Raw genomic sequence first — 16,109 nt, forward strand, 5'->3', positions numbered from 1 at the left:
GGCGGGCGGGGAGGGCACGGTGCGCGGATCAGCCGTGCGGCGTGACCAGGTATTTCTCGCCGGTCTTCATCTGGCGATAGTCGAGGATCGCGTCCCTCGTCAGCATCCCTTCGAGATCGACCTTGGTCTTGTAATGGCTGGCGAAAGTCGTGGTGAGGTTGTCGAGCACGCGCTTGCGCATCCGCATCACCGTTTCCATCCCCGCGTTCTGCAGGAACGGCGTCAGCAGCCAGCCCGATAGCGTCCAGCCGAAGCCGTAGCTGGGCGTCAGCGTGGTCGGCCCGAAGTCGAGGCGGCCGTAGATGAACATGCGCTTCTGCTGGTTGGAGCCATAGCGCGAGTATTCGCTCATCTTGCCGACCGCGACCTGCTCCATCGCCTTGAAGCAGGTATCGACCATCTTGCCGCCGCCGATCGGGTCGAAGCCGTAGAAGGCATCGGTCTCGTCGATCGCTGCCTTGAGCTGTTCGAGGAAGTCGTCGTCCGACGAGTTCACGACATGCGTCGCACCTTGGTCCTTGAGCAGCTTCGCCTGCTCGTCCTTGCGGACGATGTTGACGAGGCCCATGCCGTCTTCGAGGCAGATGCGGTTGAGCATCTGGCCGAGGTTCGACGCGCCGACGGTGTGCAGGATCGCCTTCTGGCCATCCATCCTGGCGTTTTCGACGAAGCCCAGCGCGGTCATCGGATTGACGAAGCTGGATGCGCCCGCCTCGGCGCTGTGATCGCCCAGCGGCAGGCACATCGCAGCATCGGCAATCGCATATTCGGAGAAGGCGGTGCCGGGCACGCAGGCGACGCGCTGGCCCATCAGCGCCTTTGCCATGTCGCTGTCGCCGGTGGCCACGACGGTGCCCGCACCCTCGTTGCCGGCGGGCAGGCGCTGGCCATGGCGGGCTTTCTGCCCCGAGTTGAACGGCTCGGGCATCTTGGCGACGACTTTGCCTGGCGAATAGTCGGCATTCTCGAAATCGGCCGCGCCGGTCAGGATCGCGAGGTCCGACGGGTTGATCGGCGCGGCTTCCATCTTGACCAGCACCTGGTTGCCGGTGGGATCGGGAAACTCGCTCTGCGCGATCTCGACGGTCAGCGTACCGTCGCTTTCAAGAGTGGTGAAAAGCTGTTTGCCCGTGGTCGTCATCTGCATTCTCCCGCTTCGATCCTCGATCGATCGGGCCTATCGCTAAGCGCGAGAGAAGCGCTTGGCTAGGGTGTCGTTAGGTCAAGCATCGTTCGTCCTTTCCCGGGTGAGTTCTGCCATCACGATCATGATCGCCCAGACAGCAAGGGTCGGCTGGAGTTGCGGAACCTCTGCGCGTGCCACTCCAACCACTTCAAGCAGGAATGGGAGAAACACGATACTGGACGCGGTCGCCAATGCATAAAACAGGGTATATTCGGTCGATCCGAGATAAAGGATCATCACCACAACGAACGCGCTGATAAACAGAAGACCTGCGAAATCGTGTGGCGGCAGGCCCTCGGCGCCGGCCAGGACGAACCCCAGGACCGCGCCAAAAACGATGTTTATTCCATTGATATTGGCGCGATACTCGCGCTCGGTAATTCTGAAGGTCAGTGGGATCTTGTACCACTTCGCCATGTCTCGTCCCCCGCGTTCGTGCCGTAGCTGGCACTAACGAAATACAGGCCATGCGGCGGGGCATTCAATCCCAATTCCTGCCGGTCGCGAGCCTCGAGCGCGCGCGCGACCCGCTCCACCGGCCAGCGCCCCATGCCCACGAGCGCGAGGCAGCCGACCATCGAGCGGACCTGGTGGTGGAGGAAGCTGCGCGCTTCGGCCGCGATCGAAACCTCTTCGCCCGCGCGCCGCACGGCGAGGCGGTCGAGCGTCTTGACCGGGCTGGCGGCCTGGCAGTGAACCGAGCGGAACGTGGTGAAATCGTGCCGCCCGACCAGCGCCTGCGCCGCGCGATGCATCGCCTCGGCGTCGAGCGGCTGGGGCACCTGCCAGGCGCGGTTCCGCTCCAGCGTCAAGGGCGCGCGCCGGTTGACGATCCGGTATTCGTAAGCCCGCCCTGTGCAGGAAAAGCGCGCGTGCCAGTCGCCGGGCACGATCTCGCAGGCGGTGACCGCGATCGGATCGGGCCGGAGCAGCGCGTTCAGCGCCTCCATCAGCCGGAAGGGTTCGAACGGCTTTTCGATATCGACATGGCTGCGCATGGCCAGTGCGTGGACGCCGGTATCGGTCCGCCCGGCCGAATGCAGCGTCGCCTCCTCGCCGGTCACGGCATGGACGGCGCGCTCGACCGATTCCTGCACGCTGGGGCCGTGCGGCTGGCGTTGCAGGCCCATGAACGGCGTGCCGTCGAACTCGAGGGTGAGGGCGAAGCGGGTCATGTCCCGGTGGCGGCGCGCTTCTCGGCCCGGGCCAGCGCCTGGAGCAGGCGCGGCTCGAACACCTCGGGCGCCTCGACCTGCGGCGAATGGCCCAGATCGTCGAACGTCACCAGCGTCGCGGCGGGGAAACGCGGCGCGGCGGATTGGGCCAGGGCCGGGATCGCGTCCAGCCGCCGCTGCACCTCTTGCGGAGCCTGCCCCTTGCCGAACGTGGTCGTGTCGCGCATCCCGATCATCAAGGTTACTGGCATGGCGATGCCCTCGATGTGCTGCGCGATCGGCTGGGTCAGGATCATCTCGCTGGTCTTGGCCTGGGCATGGGCCACGGCGTCGCCGCTGGCATATTGGCCCGCCAGCATCCGCACCCAGCGATCGTAGCGCGGCTTCCAGTGGCCGTGATAGTAGGTTTCCAGCTGATAGCGGCGGATCGCCTCGTAATCCTTCGCCCGCTCCTGCGCGATCAATTGCGACAGGGGGACGTAGGGAACACCCTCGGCCATGCGATCGGTCAGGCCGAGGGGGTTGATCAGCACGAGCTGCCGCGTCGCGTCCGGATAGGCATGGGCGAAATGCATCGCCAGCATCCCGCCAGTCGAATGGCCGACGATCGCGGCCTGCGCGATCCCCTGCCGCTCCATCAGCTTGCGCGTGAACGAGGCCAGCATGGCGAAGGTATATTGCGCCTCGCGCGGCTTGGACGACTTGCAGAAGCCGATCTGGTCGGGGATCAGCACGCGGTAGCCGGCGCCCAGCAGGGCCCGCGCCGTGTCCTCCCAGGTCGCGCCGCAGAAGTTCTTGCCGTGCAGCAGGACGACGCTGCGCCCGTTGGGCCTGTCGGGCGCCAGGTCCATGAAGGCCAGCTGCGCTTCGCGGTCCCCCACTTCGACCGGCATCGTCTCGACCGGCCAAGGGTAGGCGAAGTATTCGAGATCGACGCCGTAGCGTTCGACCGCCGGGCCTGACTCAGACGGGCCGGGCTCGGCAGCGGTGGTCGCACCCGCCGGGGCGAGGCCGAGCGCAAGCGCAGCGAACAGAGTGAAACGGGCGATCGGCGTCCTGGTCATCGGTCAGCTCCCGTGATCGTGCAGAGTGCGGGTCATTCCACCATCGTTCCCGCCGGCACGGCGCGGCCGCGCAGGAAGGCTGCGACGTCCATCGTCGGCTTGCCAGCGCGCTGGATGCGGGTGGGGCGCAACGCGGCATAGCCGCAGGCGATGGTGAGATCGTCGTCCAGCGTCACGCCCGGCTTGCCCTCGCGCGCGATGACATCTGCGGCGAGCAGCTTGATCCGCTCCCCGCCCAGGGTGAACCACGCCCCGGGAAACGGGGCGAAGGCGCGCACCTGGCGCTCGATCGCCTCGGCATCGTGCGACCAGTCGACCCGGGCCTCCGCCTTGTCGATCTTGGGCGCGTGGGTGGCCATGGCATCGTCTTGCGGGACGGGTTGCAGGGCCGGCAGGTCGATCAGCGTGCCGACCATCAGCTGCGCGCCCATTTCGGCCAGCTCGGCGGTCAGCTCGCCCGCGGTCTTGCGCTCGACCGGGGTGCGCGCGGTCGCCAGCATCGGCCCGGTGTCGAGCCCGGCCTCCATCTGCATGATCGTGACGCCGGTAACCGCGTCGCCCGCCAGGATCGCGCGCTGGATCGGTGCTGCCCCGCGCCATTTCGGCAGCAGGCTGGCATGGATGTTCAGGCACCCGCACGCCGGGATGTCGAGCACGGCCTGCGGCAGGATCAGCCCGTAGGCCGCGACCACCGCGACATCGGGCTTCGCCTCGGCCAGCGTGTCCTGCACGTCCTGCGGCTTCAGCGAGGCGGGGGAATGGACCGGGATGCCGAGCGTTTCCGCCTCGCGCTGGACCGGCGACGGCTGCAGCTTCCTGCCCCGGCCGGCCGGCCGCGGGGGCTGGGTATATGCGGCGGCGATCGTATGCCCGGCCGCGTGCAGCGCCTTCAGCGCCGGCACCGCGAAATCGGGCGTTCCCATGAAGACGATGCGCATAAGCGGGCGGGCCACCTTTCGTTGCGGACGCGCAGCCCCTATCTCCGCCCCCATGGCATCGCAAGAGATCGAGAACCTGGCATCGGCGCTCGCGCGGCTGCCCGGGCTCGGCCCGCGCTCGGCGCGGCGCGCGGTGCTGTGGCTGGTCAAGCGCCGCGAAACCGCGCTGGAGCAATTGCTCGCCGCGATGGCCGAGGTGAAGGACAAGCTCGTCGAATGCCCGGTGTGCGGCAATATCGATACCCGCGCGCCCTGCGGGATCTGCGCCGATCACCGCCGCGACGCGCGCTCCATCTGCGTGGTCGAGGACGTGTCCGATCTCTGGGCGCTCGACCGGGCGAAGCTGTTCACGGGCAAGTACCACGTGCTCGGCGGGCGGCTGTCGGCGCTCGACGGCGTGCGGCCGGAAGACCTGACGATCGGCGCGCTGCTTGAACGCGTGCGCGAAGGCGGGGTGGACGAGATCGTCCTGGCGATGAACGCCACGCTCGAAGGGCAGACGACGGCCCATTACATCGCCGAACGGCTGGAGGACCTGCCGGTGCGCGTGACCCAGCTCGCCCATGGCCTGCCGGTGGGCGGGGAGCTGGACTATCTCGACGAGGGCACGCTGGCCCAGGCCCTGCGCGCGCGGCGCCCGGTGGGGTAACCCTCACTTGAGATTTGCCGGGCGGCGCACTATTTCCCCGCCATGGCTATTCGCGAAATCCTGGAAGTGCCGGACCCCCGGCTCAAGGTCGTGTCCGAACCGGTGACCGAGTTCGACGACGAGTTGAAAACGCTGGTCGAGGACATGTTCGACACGATGTACGACGCGCCGGGCATCGGCCTGGCCGCGATCCAGGTCGGCGTGCCCAAACGGGTGCTGGTGATCGACCTGCAGCCGGAAGACCCGGACGCGGAGCCCGAGGTCTGCGACCACGGTGGGCACCAGCACACGCACCAGCCGACGATCCGGGAACCGCGCGTCTTCATCAATCCCGAGATCCTCGATCCGGCGGAAGAACTGGCAACGTACCAGGAAGGCTGCCTCTCGGTCCCCGAGATCTACGCCGACGTCGATCGCCCGGCGACCTGCCGCGTGCGGTGGCAGGACCTGGAAGGCAATGTCCACGAAGAAGCGATGGAGGGGCTGATGGCCACCTGCATCCAGCACGAGATGGACCACCTCGAAGGCATCCTGTTCATCGACCACCTCAGCCGGCTGAAGCGGCAGATGGCGCTCAAGAAGCTGCAGAAACTGCGCCAGGCAGCCTAGGCCGGCGGGTTCGACGCCCGGGGCGCCTGCGCGCCGCCTGCACGCCAGCTGCGCGACGCTTGGGCAAGGCTCTGCCTGTGGGTTCCCGGCAGGCGCCTCTGGCGTTCCCTCTCCGTTCCGCGTAATGGGCGGGCATGGACCCGACAGTTCTTGCCATTGCCGCCATCGTCCTCGGCCTCGCGCTGGGATACTTCCTCGGTCACCGGTCGGGCGCGGCCCCGGTCAGGGACTGGCAGGCGCGCCATGGCGAGCGCGATGCCGAGGCGCGCGAGCTCGACGAGAAGTTCCGCCGCGCGATCGTCGAGCTGGAAAATGCCACGGTCCGCGCCGAGCGGGCCGATGCGCTCGACGGCGAGTTGCGCGAGGCGCGCCGCCAGCACGAGGCGGCGATGGAGGAACTGCGTCGCAGCAATGGCGCGCTGGCGGCCGAACTGGCCATGCTGAAGGAAAAGACCGCGAACTTCGACGAGCAGAAGCGCCTGCTGATCGAAGCGCGCGAGGAACTGCTGAAGGAATTCCAGAACACCGGCTCTGCCGTGCTGACCAAGGCGCAGGAAGCCTTTCTCGCCCGGGCCAACGAGCGGCTCGGCCATTCCGAGAAGACCTCGGAGGAAAAGCTGCGCGCGCTGCTCGACCCGGTCGGCAAGCGGCTGGAGGCTTACGAGAAGCAGGTTGCCGCGCTGGAGGAAAAGCGCACCGATGCCTTCGCGCGCCTCCACCAGCAGATCACCGAGATGCAGCGCGGGCAGGAGGAAGTGCGGCGCGAGGCGCAGCGGCTGGGCAACTCGCTGACCAATGCGCCCAAGGCGCGCGGCCGCTGGGGCGAACGCGCCCTGCAGAACGTGCTCGAGCAATGCGGGCTGTCCGAACACACCGATTTCAACCTCGAACACTCGATCGATACCGAGGAAGGGCGCCTGCGGCCCGACGCGGTGGTCCACGTGCCCGGGCAGAAGAAGCTGGTGATCGATGCCAAGGTCTCGCTCAACGCCTACCAGGCGGCGTTCGAGGCCGATGACGAGGGCGAGCGCTCGCGCCAGCTCGATCTCCACGCGAAATCGATGCGCGGCCATGTCCAGACGCTGGGCTCGAAAAGCTACCAGAGCCAGTTCGACGACGCGCCCGATTACGTGGTCATGTTCGTTCCCGGCGAGCATTTCGTGGCCGCCGCGCTCGAACACGATCCCGAGCTGTGGGATTTCGCCTTTCGCAACAAGGTGCTGCTGGCGACGCCGACCAACTTGGTGGCGATCGCGCGCACGGTCGCGCAAGTCTGGCGGCAGGACAGGATGGCGGACGAGGCGCGCGCGATCGGCGCAATGGGGGCGGAGCTCTACGACCGCCTGCGCGCGGCCTCGGAGCATCTGAAGCGGGTCGGCGGCGGCCTCGAAACCGCGGTGAACAACTACAACAAGTTCGTCGGCAGCTTCGAACGCAACGTGCTTTCTTCCGGTCGCCGGATGGCGGAAAAGGGGGTGGAAATCGGCAAGGCCGAGATACCCGACGTCCCCCTGGTGGAGGCGACGCCGCGCTATACTGCCGACGATGTCCGCGAAGAGGGCGAACGCGTGCTGCCCTCGCTTGACAAGGGCGCCGGTTGACGGGGAAAAGCGCGACGATGCGCCACCTCGCGATCCTGACTCTCCTGCCTGTCTCGCTGGCTCTTGCCGGGTGCGGGGAAGGCCGTGCCCCGTCGGAGCAGTTGCGCGATGCGACCGAGAAACTGGTGGAGGAAGCGGCCGGCCAGCCCGCGCCGTCGCTCGCCAGCGGGCCCTATGCGCCGCGCGACGAATGCGCGGACCTGCCCGGGGCGGCCGATTTTCGCCGCGACCTGGCCGCCGCGATCGCGGCGCGCGATGTCGATGCCATGCTGGCGCTCGCCGCCCCCGACGTGAAGCTCGACTTCGGCGGCGGGGCCGGCCGGGCGCAGTTGCGCCGCGAGCTGGAGGCGCCGGGCGGCGCGCTGTGGGCCGAGCTGGAAACGCTCCTGTCGCTGGGCTGCGCGGCCGAGGGGCAGGCGAGCATGACGATGCCGTGGTACTTCGCCCAGCCGATCGACGGGGTCGATCCGATGATGGGAATGATCGTGACCGGCGAGGACGTTCCGCTGCGAATGGCGGCGCAAGAGCGGGCCGAGCGCCTGTGCGCGCTTTCGTGGGAAGCGGTCGAGGTGGTGGAAAGCTACGTGCCCGAGGCGCCGTTCCAGCACGTCGAGACGGCCGACGGCGTGCGCGGCTACATCGCCAGCGAGCGGCTTCGCAGCCTGATCGATTATCGCCTGATCGCGTCGAGTCGCGACGGCACCTGGAGCATTACCAGCCTCGTCGCCGGCGACTAGCGCGCGGGAAAGGTCAGGAAGCGTCGGCCCCGAGCCGTTCGAGCTGCGCCTCGTGCCCGCTGGAGCGCAGGACCAGGTCCTCGCCGCGCCATTCGATCACCGGCGCGGCGACCAGGAGGGCGGAGATCGCCTGTTCCTGTTCCCACACGTCGCCTTCGCAGAACATCCGCGTGCCGGCCAGGGGGCCGGCGATCAGGCGGCCCTGTTCCACCCGCCATTCGCCACCGATCGCGTTGCAGCCGACGCTGGCGGACATGCGATCGTCGGCAAAGGTGAGGGTCGAGCGGCCGGGGTCGACCGGGGAATCGCCGTCGATGGTGACGAAGCGCCACTGGCTTCCGGCCAGGCGCTCGGGCACCGCCGCCCGCGGGACGCAGGCGGCGCACGCGATCGCTGCAATCGGCAGGAGGGCGAATCTCATGCGCGCGGGCCTAGGGTTGAATGGCTGAGTCGCGGCTGAATGAACCGCCCCCGGCGAGCCTTTCGTCAGCTATCGCCACGCTCGAGCGAGGCCAGGACCTCGTAAGCGAGCACGGCCCCGGCCACCGCGGCATTGAGGCTGTCGGCACGGCCGCGCATCGGCATGGTGACGCGCAGGTCGCAGGCGCTCTCGTAATCGGCGGGCAGGCCGCGCGATTCATTGCCGACGAGGATGAAGCACGGCGCGGCGTAGGGCGCCGCGCGATAGGGCACGGCATCGCGCAGGCTGGCGGCGACCAGCTGGCCCGGGCCGCCGCGCAGCCAGGGGAGGAATTCGTCCCACCGCGCCTGGGCGATCCGCTGGGTGAAGATCGCGCCCATGCTGGCGCGCACGGCCTCGACCGCGAAAGGATCGGTGCAGTCGTCGATCAGGATTAGGCCGCCCGCACCGACCGCATCGCCGGTGCGCAGCATCGTGCCGAGGTTGCCCGGATCGCGCAGCGCCTGCGCGACCAGCCAGATCGGCGCGGCATCGCGCTCGATCGCGGCAAGCGAGGTATCGAACGCGCGAAAGACGCCTGCGATCGCCTGCGGATTGTCCTTGCCGGTGATCTTCGACAGGATTTCGGGCGTCGTCTCGACGATCGTTCCGCCCGCGCTTTCGACCGCCTGTTCGAGCGCGTCGGCCAGCGGATGCGGGTCGCGCCGGTCGGCCATGACCAGCATTTCCGGCACGAAGCCCGATTCGCGCGCGTCGGTCAGCAGGCGCAGCCCTTCGGCAAGAAAGCGCCCTTCGCGCCGGCGGTGCTTCTTGTCGCGCAGCGAACGCAGGAACTTGACCGTGGGGTTGGAAAAGCCGGTGATCAGCCGGCGCGGCGCGCCCGGCATCAGTCTTCGCCGAAGCCGTTGGCCACCAGCTCGCACAGTTCGTCGAGCACTTGCGGGGCGCGCTCGCCGCTAACGATCACCTCGATCGTGTCGCCCCTGGCTGCGCCCAGCATCATCAGGCCGAGGATGGAGCCGCCGGCCGCCTCGTTCCCGCCCTTGGCGACGCGCACTTGTGTGCCGGGCGGCAACTGGCTGACGGCATTGACGAATTTTGCGCTGGCCCGGGCGTGAAGCCCGCGGCTGTTGACGATGGTAACCTCGCGCCGCTCCATCACGAGATATCGGCGTGCTGCCCGAGCAGTTCGGATGCCACGGTGATATAGGTCTGGCCGGCCTCGCGCGCGGCGCGCACGGCCTCGGCAGCGGTGGCCTTCTTGCGCACCCCGGCGAGGCGGATCAGCATCGGCAGGTTGATCCCGGCGATCACTTCCACCCGTCCTGCCTCGAGCAGCGAGATCGCGAGGTTGGAAGGCGTGCCGCCGAACAGGTCGGTCAGGATCACGACGCCCTTGCCGCCATCGACGCGCTTGATTTCGCGGGCGATATCCTTGCGCCGCTGCTCCATGTCGTCGCTGGGGCCGATGCACACGGTCGCGATCGCGTCCTGCGGGCCGACGACATGCTCCATCGCGTGAACGAATTCATCGGCCAGGCGGCCGTGGGTAACCAGGATGACGCCGATCATTGTCTGGTGCTTCGTCCGGGTAGGGGGAGGGCGGGCTGGAGGAGGGCGGGTTGGGGCAGGGAAATCATGCGAACCATGGCCGACGGCAGTGACTCATTGCGGGCCTTCGATCTCGTCGGCCGCGCGCGATCCAAGATTGCGATGGATGACCGTGGGGGAAAAACCCGCCTCGCGCAAGGCCTGCGCGAAACGCTGCGCGGCATAGACCGACCTGTGCCGCCCGCCGGTGCAGCCGAAGGCGATGTTGACGTAGCTCTTCCCCTGCGCCTCGTATCGCGGGATCAGCGTCAGCACGAGGTCGCGGATCTGCGCGAAGACCGGCGCGAAGCTGGCGTCGCGCTCGATATGGTCGCCCACGGCCGCGTCCAGCCCGGTCTGCTCGCGCAGGCCATCCACCCAGTGCGGGTTGTCGAGAAAACGCATGTCGAAGACCAGGTCGGCCAGCGGCGGGGTGCCGCGCGCGAAGCCGAAACTGGACACGATGATCGCCATTTCACGCGGGGCCGTGTCGGCGAACTGGCCCCGGATCGCCTGCTGCAGGTCGTTGCTGGAGAAATTCGAGGTGTCGATCACCGCGTCGGCCCAGCGCCGCAGCGGCTCCAGCAGCTCGCGTTCGGCCTGGATGCCGGTGCGCACGGGCCGGTCGGCCGCCATCGGGTGGCGTCGGCGCGTCTCGTTGTAACGCCGCTCCAGCTCGCCGCTGTTGCAGTCGAGGAACAGCGTCGTGACCACGAGGTCGGGCCGCCGGGAAAGGTCCTTCACCTTGCCGATGATCTCCTCGGGCACGAACCCGCGGGTGCGCGAATCGAACCCGATCGCCAGCGGGTGGCGCGTCGCCTCGGGATTGGGCGGCCCGATCAGGCGGCCGACGAGGCGGATCGGGAAATTGTCGATCGCCTCCCAGCCGAGGTCTTCCAAAACCTGCAGGGCAGTCGTCTTCCCCGCACCCGAAAGCCCGGTGACGAGGAGGATATGCTGGCGATCAGCGGGCGAATCGTCGGCCATGATGATGGGCTGTGTGCGCTCTCTGCCGCGAAATGGAAAGTGTCAGTCGGGCCCTGTTCCACCGCCGGGCAGGCCATGGGCGCGCAGCGCCAGCTCGGCGCGCAGCGCGGCCGGGGCGATGCGCGGGTCGAACGCGAGCGTGGGCACCGCGATCCCGGCCATCTGCGTGGCCGCGGCCCGCTCGACGAAACGCGGCGCGTCCGGGTCGAGCAAGAGGCGCAGGGCGATTTCCGCTTCCGCGCAGGCGAATGTCAGCAGGCCGACGTTGCGAACTTCGACCAGGCCGCGGGTGCGCGGGTGGGGCAGGGCCCACAGCGTGTTTGCGCGCGGGGCGAGCAGGATGCCGTCGTCGCCCACCAGGCTGGCCCCGCGATCGATCAGCGCCAGCGCCAGGCCGGTCTTGCCCGCGCCGGGCGGCCCCTCGATCAATATCCCGCGCCCGCCGATCGCGACGCAGGTCGCCTGGTGCTGGACCGGCGCGCTCACCGGGCGATCCGGGCCGCCGGCAGGCCGAGGACGAGGCAGGCGCCCCGCTGCCCGTCGGGTCGGTCGCGCGCCTCCAGCGTGCCGTCGTGCGCCTCGGCAATCGTGCGGGCGATGGCGAGGCCGAGGCCGCTGTGATCGCCGAAAGCTTCCGCGTCGGGGCGCACCGAGTGGAACCGCTGGAACACCTTTTCGCGCGCTTCCTCGGGGATGCCGGGGCCTTCGTCGCAGACCGAGAGGACGACGCGGCCGTCCTCGTCACGCTCGATCGTGACGTCGATGATCCCGCCGGAGGGGGAGAACGACACGGCGTTGTCGAGCAGGTTTTCCACGATGCGCTCGATCCGCAGCGGCACCCCCATGACGAGGGCCGGGGCGCCTGACGGGTGCAGCCGGATCCGGCGCCCGTCGTTCTCCGACCGGTCCTCGCGCGCCGTGATGATCGCCGCGGCCAGTTCGCCGAGGTCGATCCGCTCGAACGTCGCGCGCGAGATTTCCGCATCGACCCTGCTGGCATCGGAAATCTCGGTCACCAGCCGGTCGATCCGGCGGATGTCGTGCTCGGCAATCGCGGTGAGCTGGCTGCGCAGGCCCGGTTCGTCGACCTTGGCAAGCGATTCGACCGCGCTGCGCAGCGAGGCGAGCGGGTTCTTGATCTCGTGCGCGACGTCCGCGGCGAAGTGCTCGACCGCGTCGATCCGGTGGCGCAGGGCGGCGGTCATGTCCGAAACGGCGCGGGCGAGGGCGCCGATCTCGTCGCGCCGGTCGGGCATTCGCGGAACCTCGATCGCGCGTTCGCGTCCCAGGCGCACGCGCATTGCCGCCCGTGCCAGCGATTGCAGGGGCTGGACGATCGTCCGCGCGAGATAGAGCGAGAGGAAGATCGAACCGAGCAGGGCGATCAGCACCGCCATGCCCAGCGTGGAGCGTGCCTCGCGCACTTTCTCGGTGATGTCGATCGCGTTGCGCGTGGTCAGCAGGGTGACCCCGTTCAGGCCCACGGGGACCGCGGCGTTGATGACCGGCGATCCGTCGGGCGCATCGCGCAGCTGGATCTGCGAGACGCCTTCCTCCCGCGCGCGGGCGAGTTCGGGCCAGGAATCGGCCACCGGCTGTTCCGGCTCGATGTAGTCGGGGATCGGATCGGCCCCGACGATCGCGTCGACCGCCCGGTCGAGCCAGCGGGCGAACTCGATGGAGAACGAATCGTCGCCCACGTCGTCGAATTCGAACGCCGGGCCGTCCAGCGCGAAGCTGTCGGCCCACAGCAGCCCCTCGGCATCGAACATGCGCAGGCGCATCTTCTGTTCCTTGCCGATCTGGATCAGCAGGGCCTCCTGCCGCTGGCGCGATGCGCCGGCCAGCGCCTCGGCCGTGATCTGCGCCTCGATCCGGGCCAGCTTGTAGCGTTCGGACAGGAGCTGCTTGCGATAGGTGTCGAGATAGAAGATCCCGCCGCCGAGCAGCGCCAGCGGCAGGAGGTTGACCGCCAGGATCCGCGTGGTGAGCGAGAAACGCCGCGACCAGCTGAGCCGGTCGAGCCGCTCGTCGATCCGGTCGCGCAGGCCGGTTTCAGCCATCGCCGAAGCTGTATCCGGCGCCGTAGAGCGTCTCGATGGCGGCGAAGTCGGGGTCGACCGCGCGGAATTTCCGCCGCATCCGCTTGATATGGCTGTCCACCGTGCGATCGTCGACGAAGACGTCGTCGGGATAGGCGGCGTCCATCAGGGCATTGCGCGACTTTATCACCCCCGGGCGCGCGGCCAGCGCCTCCAGCAGGAGGAACTCGGTCACGGTCAGCGAGACCGGTCTGTCGTCCCAGGTGACGTGGTGTCGGGCCGGGTCCATCGTCAGGCGGCCGCGGACCAGCGGCTCGCTCGCCACCTCGTCCGTGCCGGCCGGGCGCTCGGCCTTTTCCTCCCGCAGTTCGGTCCGCCGCAGGATCGCGCGAATCCGCGCGAGCAGGAGCCGCAGGCTGAAAGGCTTGGCGATGTAATCGTCGGCTCCCAGCTCCAGCCCGGTTTCCTCGTCCTGCTCGTCGTCCTTGCTGGTGAGGAAGATGACCGGCAGGCTCGAATGCCGGCGCAGGCGGTTGAGCAGTTCCAGCCCGTCCATCCGCGGCATCTTGATATCGAACACCGCCAGGTCGGGCGGATCGTCGAGCAGGGCCTTGAGCGCGGTCTCCCCGTCGGAATAGAGGCGCGTCGCATAGCCTTCCGCCTGCAGGGCGATCGAGACGGTGGTGAGGATGTTGCGGTCGTCGTCGACCAGCGCGATGACCTGTTCCCCGTCGGCCTGCGAACGCTCTTTCTCGGCCATTTCGCCTCCGTCGTCAGGGTGTTGCGAGCACGTGGCTGCGACGGTTAGCCGTATCCGCGGCGCGAGACAACGCGGGCGAACGACGGCGGTGTTTGACGCGGGCGCAGCGCGCGATTATGCGCTTGCGGACATTCCGTGCATTCGTATGCGAACGACTCGCCGGGGCGCCTTCCACGGGCCGCCACCCGGCGCGACCAGGAGATCAGAGTGAGCACCTCGCTGTCCCACCCGCTTTCTGCCCAGAATATCGAGACCCGGGCGAAGATCCACGCCAACCTGTCATCGGCCGAGCTGACCGAACACGCCCTGGCAAACGGCGAGGGCCGCCGGGCGAAGCACGGCCCGCTGGTGGTCGAAACCGGCAAGCACACTGGCCGCAGCGCGAAGGACAAGTTCATCGTGCGCGATTCGGAAACCGAAGACACCGTGTGGTGGGACAACAATGCCTCGATGACGAGCGAGCATTTCGCCGCGCTCAAGGCCGATTTCCTCGCCGCCGTGGCAGACAGGGAAACGCTCTACGTCGCCGACCTGTTCGGCGGTTCGCAGCCGGAATACCGGGTCAACGTGCGCGTCATCAACGAACTGGCGTGGCACAACCAGTTCATCCGGACCCTGCTCGTCCGCCCGACCGAGGCCGAGCTCGATGGCTTCGTGCCCGAGTACACGATCATCGACCTTCCCAGCTTCCGGGCGGACCCGGAGCGGCACGGCTGCCGCAGCGAGACCGTGATCGCCGTCAACCTGAGCGAGAAACTGATCCTGATCGGTGGCACGAAATATGCCGGCGAGATGAAGAAGAGCGTGTTCGGCGTGCTCAATTATCTCCTCCCGACCAAGGGGGTCATGCCGATGCACTGCAGCGCCAATATCGGGCCGGATGGCAAGAGCGCGGTGTTCTTCGGCCTTTCGGGCACCGGCAAGACCACGCTGTCCGCCGATGCCAGCCGGACGCTGATCGGCGACGACGAGCACGGCTGGTCGGACACTGCGGTCTTCAACTTCGAAGGCGGCTGCTACGCCAAGATGATCCGCCTCGATCCCGAGGCCGAGCCCGAGATCTACGCCACGACGCGGATGGAAGGCACGGTGCTCGAAAACGTCGTGATGGACGAAAACGGCGAGATCGATCTCGACGACAATACCCTGGCCGAGAACACCCGCGGGGCCTATCCGCTCAGCTCGATCCCCAATACCTCGGAAGAGAACCTCGGCCCGCCGCCGTCGAACGTCATCATGCTGACCGCCGATGCCTTCGGCGTCCTGCCGCCGATCGCGCGCCTGACGCCCGAACAGGCGATGTATCACTTCCTGTCGGGCTACACCGCGAAAGTCGCCGGCACGGAAATCGGCGTGACCGAGCCGGAGGCGACGTTCAGCACCTGTTTCGGTGCGCCTTTCATGCCCCGCCACCCGAGCGTTTACGGCAACCTGCTGAAGAAGCGGATTTCCGAAGGCGGCGCGCAGTGCTGGCTGGTCAACACCGGCTGGACGGGCGGCAAGTACGGCGTGGGCCAGCGCATGCCGATCAAGGCCACGCGCGCGCTGCTCAACGCCGCGCTCGACGGGACGCTGGGCGATGCCGAGTTCCGCCGCGATCCGAACTTCGGCTTCGACGTGCCGGTCAGCGTGCCGGGCGTCGATGACGCGATCCTCGATCCGCGCTCGACATGGGCCGACAAGGAAGAGTACGATCGCACCGCGAGAAAGCTGGTGCAGTTGTTCATCGACAACTTCGCGCCGTTTGCCGATCATGTCGACCAGGGCGTGCGCGATGCCGCGCCCAGCACCCCGGTCGCCGCCTGACGCCGCCGCGCCAGGCCTTTACGGTTGGAGAGGAGAGCCCCCGCCCGGGAAACCGGAGCGGGGGCCTTTTCGTATCGGGCCGCCCCGGCGGGGCGGTCGTGACCGCGGGGCGCGGATTCGCGCCTTTTGGTTTGCGGCGCGCGCGGTTACAGTCGCCCGGCAACAACGCGCAGGAGAATGACAGTGGCTCTTTTCGATCAGTTGCTCGGTGCGGCGCAGAACCATCCGACCGTGAAGAACATGGCCGACAAGCTCGGCATCGACGCGGCCCAGGCCGAACGCGCGATCGCCGCGCTGGGGGAGGCCCACCACGAGGAAGGCGACACTGTCGGTCTCGCCGCGCAGAAGACCGGCCTCGATGCCGGCGTGCTGCAGCAGGTCGTGGAACAGATCGGCGGCGAGGGGTCGCTGGCCAAGTTCGCGCAGATCCTCGACCAGGACGGTGACGGCAACCCGTTCGACGATATCGCCGGCTTTGCCAGCAACTTCTTCGGCAGGAAGTAACCGGCTTGGGCCGGCGCGGGCGGCGCGGACGGGGGGCCGG

At 68.2% G+C, this 16,109-nt stretch carries 19 protein-coding genes; 6 read left to right on the forward strand and 13 right to left on the reverse strand.

Annotated features, from left to right (window positions below; translation table 11 throughout):
• Nucleotides 1-28 precede the first annotated feature (28 nt).
• The 5 genes from GRI72_RS03055 to fmt form a co-directional block, all read right to left on the reverse strand.
• Nucleotides 29-1,141: a zinc-binding dehydrogenase gene (locus GRI72_RS03055; protein ID WP_160732439.1), complete on the reverse strand. Its 1,113-nt coding sequence runs from the start codon at nt 1,139-1,141 to the stop codon at nt 29-31.
• An 81-nt stretch (nt 1,142-1,222) separates the two neighbouring features.
• Nucleotides 1,223-1,603, reverse strand: coding sequence for a hypothetical protein (locus tag GRI72_RS03060; RefSeq protein ID WP_160732440.1), 381 nt, complete (start codon nt 1,601-1,603; stop codon nt 1,223-1,225).
• Entirely contained in the window at nt 1,576-2,361 is a 786-nt protein-coding gene (gene truA / locus GRI72_RS03065) for a tRNA pseudouridine(38-40) synthase TruA (RefSeq protein ID WP_160732441.1), read from the reverse strand. Before truA ends, GRI72_RS03060 begins: the two co-directional genes overlap by 28 nt.
• The gene (locus tag GRI72_RS03070) at nt 2,358-3,425 is read right to left on the reverse strand and encodes an alpha/beta fold hydrolase (protein WP_160732442.1); all 1,068 of its coding nucleotides are present in this window, start codon (nt 3,423-3,425) and stop codon (nt 2,358-2,360) included. The genes truA and GRI72_RS03070 overlap by 4 nt, the downstream gene beginning before the upstream one ends.
• 32 nt (nt 3,426-3,457) lie before the next feature.
• Nucleotides 3,458-4,363, reverse strand: coding sequence for a methionyl-tRNA formyltransferase (gene fmt / locus GRI72_RS03075; RefSeq protein WP_160732624.1), 906 nt, complete (start codon nt 4,361-4,363; stop codon nt 3,458-3,460).
• A gap of 52 nt (nt 4,364-4,415) precedes the next feature.
• Between fmt and recR the strand changes: the two genes are divergently transcribed.
• From recR to GRI72_RS03095, 4 genes are all read left to right on the forward strand, one after another.
• Nucleotides 4,416-5,012: a recombination mediator RecR gene (gene recR / locus GRI72_RS03080; RefSeq protein WP_160732443.1), complete on the forward strand. Its 597-nt coding sequence runs from the start codon at nt 4,416-4,418 to the stop codon at nt 5,010-5,012.
• Nucleotides 5,013-5,054: 42 nt separating this feature from the next.
• Nucleotides 5,055-5,621 carry a peptide deformylase gene (locus tag GRI72_RS03085; RefSeq protein ID WP_160732444.1) on the forward strand — a complete coding sequence of 189 codons (567 nt, stop codon included), beginning with the start codon at nt 5,055-5,057 and terminating at the stop codon, nt 5,619-5,621.
• A gap of 134 nt (nt 5,622-5,755) precedes the next feature.
• The gene (locus GRI72_RS03090) at nt 5,756-7,222 is read left to right on the forward strand and encodes a DNA recombination protein RmuC (RefSeq protein ID WP_160732445.1); all 1,467 of its coding nucleotides are present in this window, start codon (nt 5,756-5,758) and stop codon (nt 7,220-7,222) included.
• Between the two features lie 17 nt (nt 7,223-7,239).
• Entirely contained in the window at nt 7,240-7,959 is a 720-nt protein-coding gene (locus tag GRI72_RS03095; protein WP_160732446.1) for a nuclear transport factor 2 family protein, read from the forward strand.
• Nucleotides 7,960-7,972: 13 nt separating this feature from the next.
• On the opposite strand, the gene GRI72_RS03100 is transcribed toward GRI72_RS03095, so the two are convergent.
• The 8 genes from GRI72_RS03100 to GRI72_RS03135 form a co-directional block, all read right to left on the reverse strand.
• Nucleotides 7,973-8,380 (reverse strand): META domain-containing protein, encoded by a 408-nt coding sequence (locus GRI72_RS03100; RefSeq protein ID WP_160732447.1) that lies wholly within the window; start codon nt 8,378-8,380, stop codon nt 7,973-7,975.
• Between the two features lie 65 nt (nt 8,381-8,445).
• The gene (locus tag GRI72_RS03105; protein WP_160732448.1) at nt 8,446-9,267 is read right to left on the reverse strand and encodes a TrmH family RNA methyltransferase; all 822 of its coding nucleotides are present in this window, start codon (nt 9,265-9,267) and stop codon (nt 8,446-8,448) included.
• A complete protein-coding gene (locus GRI72_RS03110) occupies nt 9,267-9,539 on the reverse strand; it encodes an HPr family phosphocarrier protein (protein WP_160732449.1) in 273 nt (90 codons plus the stop codon). The genes GRI72_RS03105 and GRI72_RS03110 overlap by 1 nt, the downstream gene beginning before the upstream one ends.
• Nucleotides 9,539-9,952, reverse strand: a complete 414-nt coding sequence (locus GRI72_RS03115; protein WP_160732450.1) for a PTS sugar transporter subunit IIA — start codon at nt 9,950-9,952, stop codon at nt 9,539-9,541. Before GRI72_RS03115 ends, GRI72_RS03110 begins: the two co-directional genes overlap by 1 nt.
• A 93-nt stretch (nt 9,953-10,045) precedes the next feature.
• A complete protein-coding gene (gene rapZ / locus GRI72_RS03120; protein ID WP_160732451.1) occupies nt 10,046-10,957 on the reverse strand; it encodes an RNase adapter RapZ in 912 nt (303 codons plus the stop codon).
• Between the two features lie 42 nt (nt 10,958-10,999).
• The gene (locus GRI72_RS03125) at nt 11,000-11,443 is read right to left on the reverse strand and encodes an HPr kinase/phosphatase C-terminal domain-containing protein (protein ID WP_160732452.1); all 444 of its coding nucleotides are present in this window, start codon (nt 11,441-11,443) and stop codon (nt 11,000-11,002) included.
• On the reverse strand, nt 11,440-13,020 hold the full coding sequence (locus GRI72_RS03130) for a sensor histidine kinase (protein ID WP_160732453.1): 1,581 nt from the start codon (nt 13,018-13,020) through the stop codon (nt 11,440-11,442). Before GRI72_RS03130 ends, GRI72_RS03125 begins: the two co-directional genes overlap by 4 nt.
• Nucleotides 13,013-13,759: a response regulator transcription factor gene (locus GRI72_RS03135; RefSeq protein ID WP_160732454.1), complete on the reverse strand. Its 747-nt coding sequence runs from the start codon at nt 13,757-13,759 to the stop codon at nt 13,013-13,015. Before GRI72_RS03135 ends, GRI72_RS03130 begins: the two co-directional genes overlap by 8 nt.
• Before the next feature lie 207 nt (nt 13,760-13,966).
• Here GRI72_RS03135 and GRI72_RS03140 point away from each other — a divergent pair, with 207 nt between their 5' ends.
• The gene (locus GRI72_RS03140) at nt 13,967-15,565 is read left to right on the forward strand and encodes a phosphoenolpyruvate carboxykinase (protein ID WP_160732455.1); all 1,599 of its coding nucleotides are present in this window, start codon (nt 13,967-13,969) and stop codon (nt 15,563-15,565) included.
• Between the two features lie 177 nt (nt 15,566-15,742).
• A complete protein-coding gene (locus GRI72_RS03145; RefSeq protein ID WP_202388884.1) occupies nt 15,743-16,069 on the forward strand; it encodes a hypothetical protein in 327 nt (108 codons plus the stop codon).
• Nucleotides 16,070-16,109 lie beyond the last annotated feature (40 nt).

It is taken from the genome of Pelagerythrobacter marinus (assembly GCF_009827515.1).
GTDB classification, from domain to species: Bacteria; Pseudomonadota; Alphaproteobacteria; order Sphingomonadales; family Sphingomonadaceae; genus Pelagerythrobacter; species Pelagerythrobacter marinus.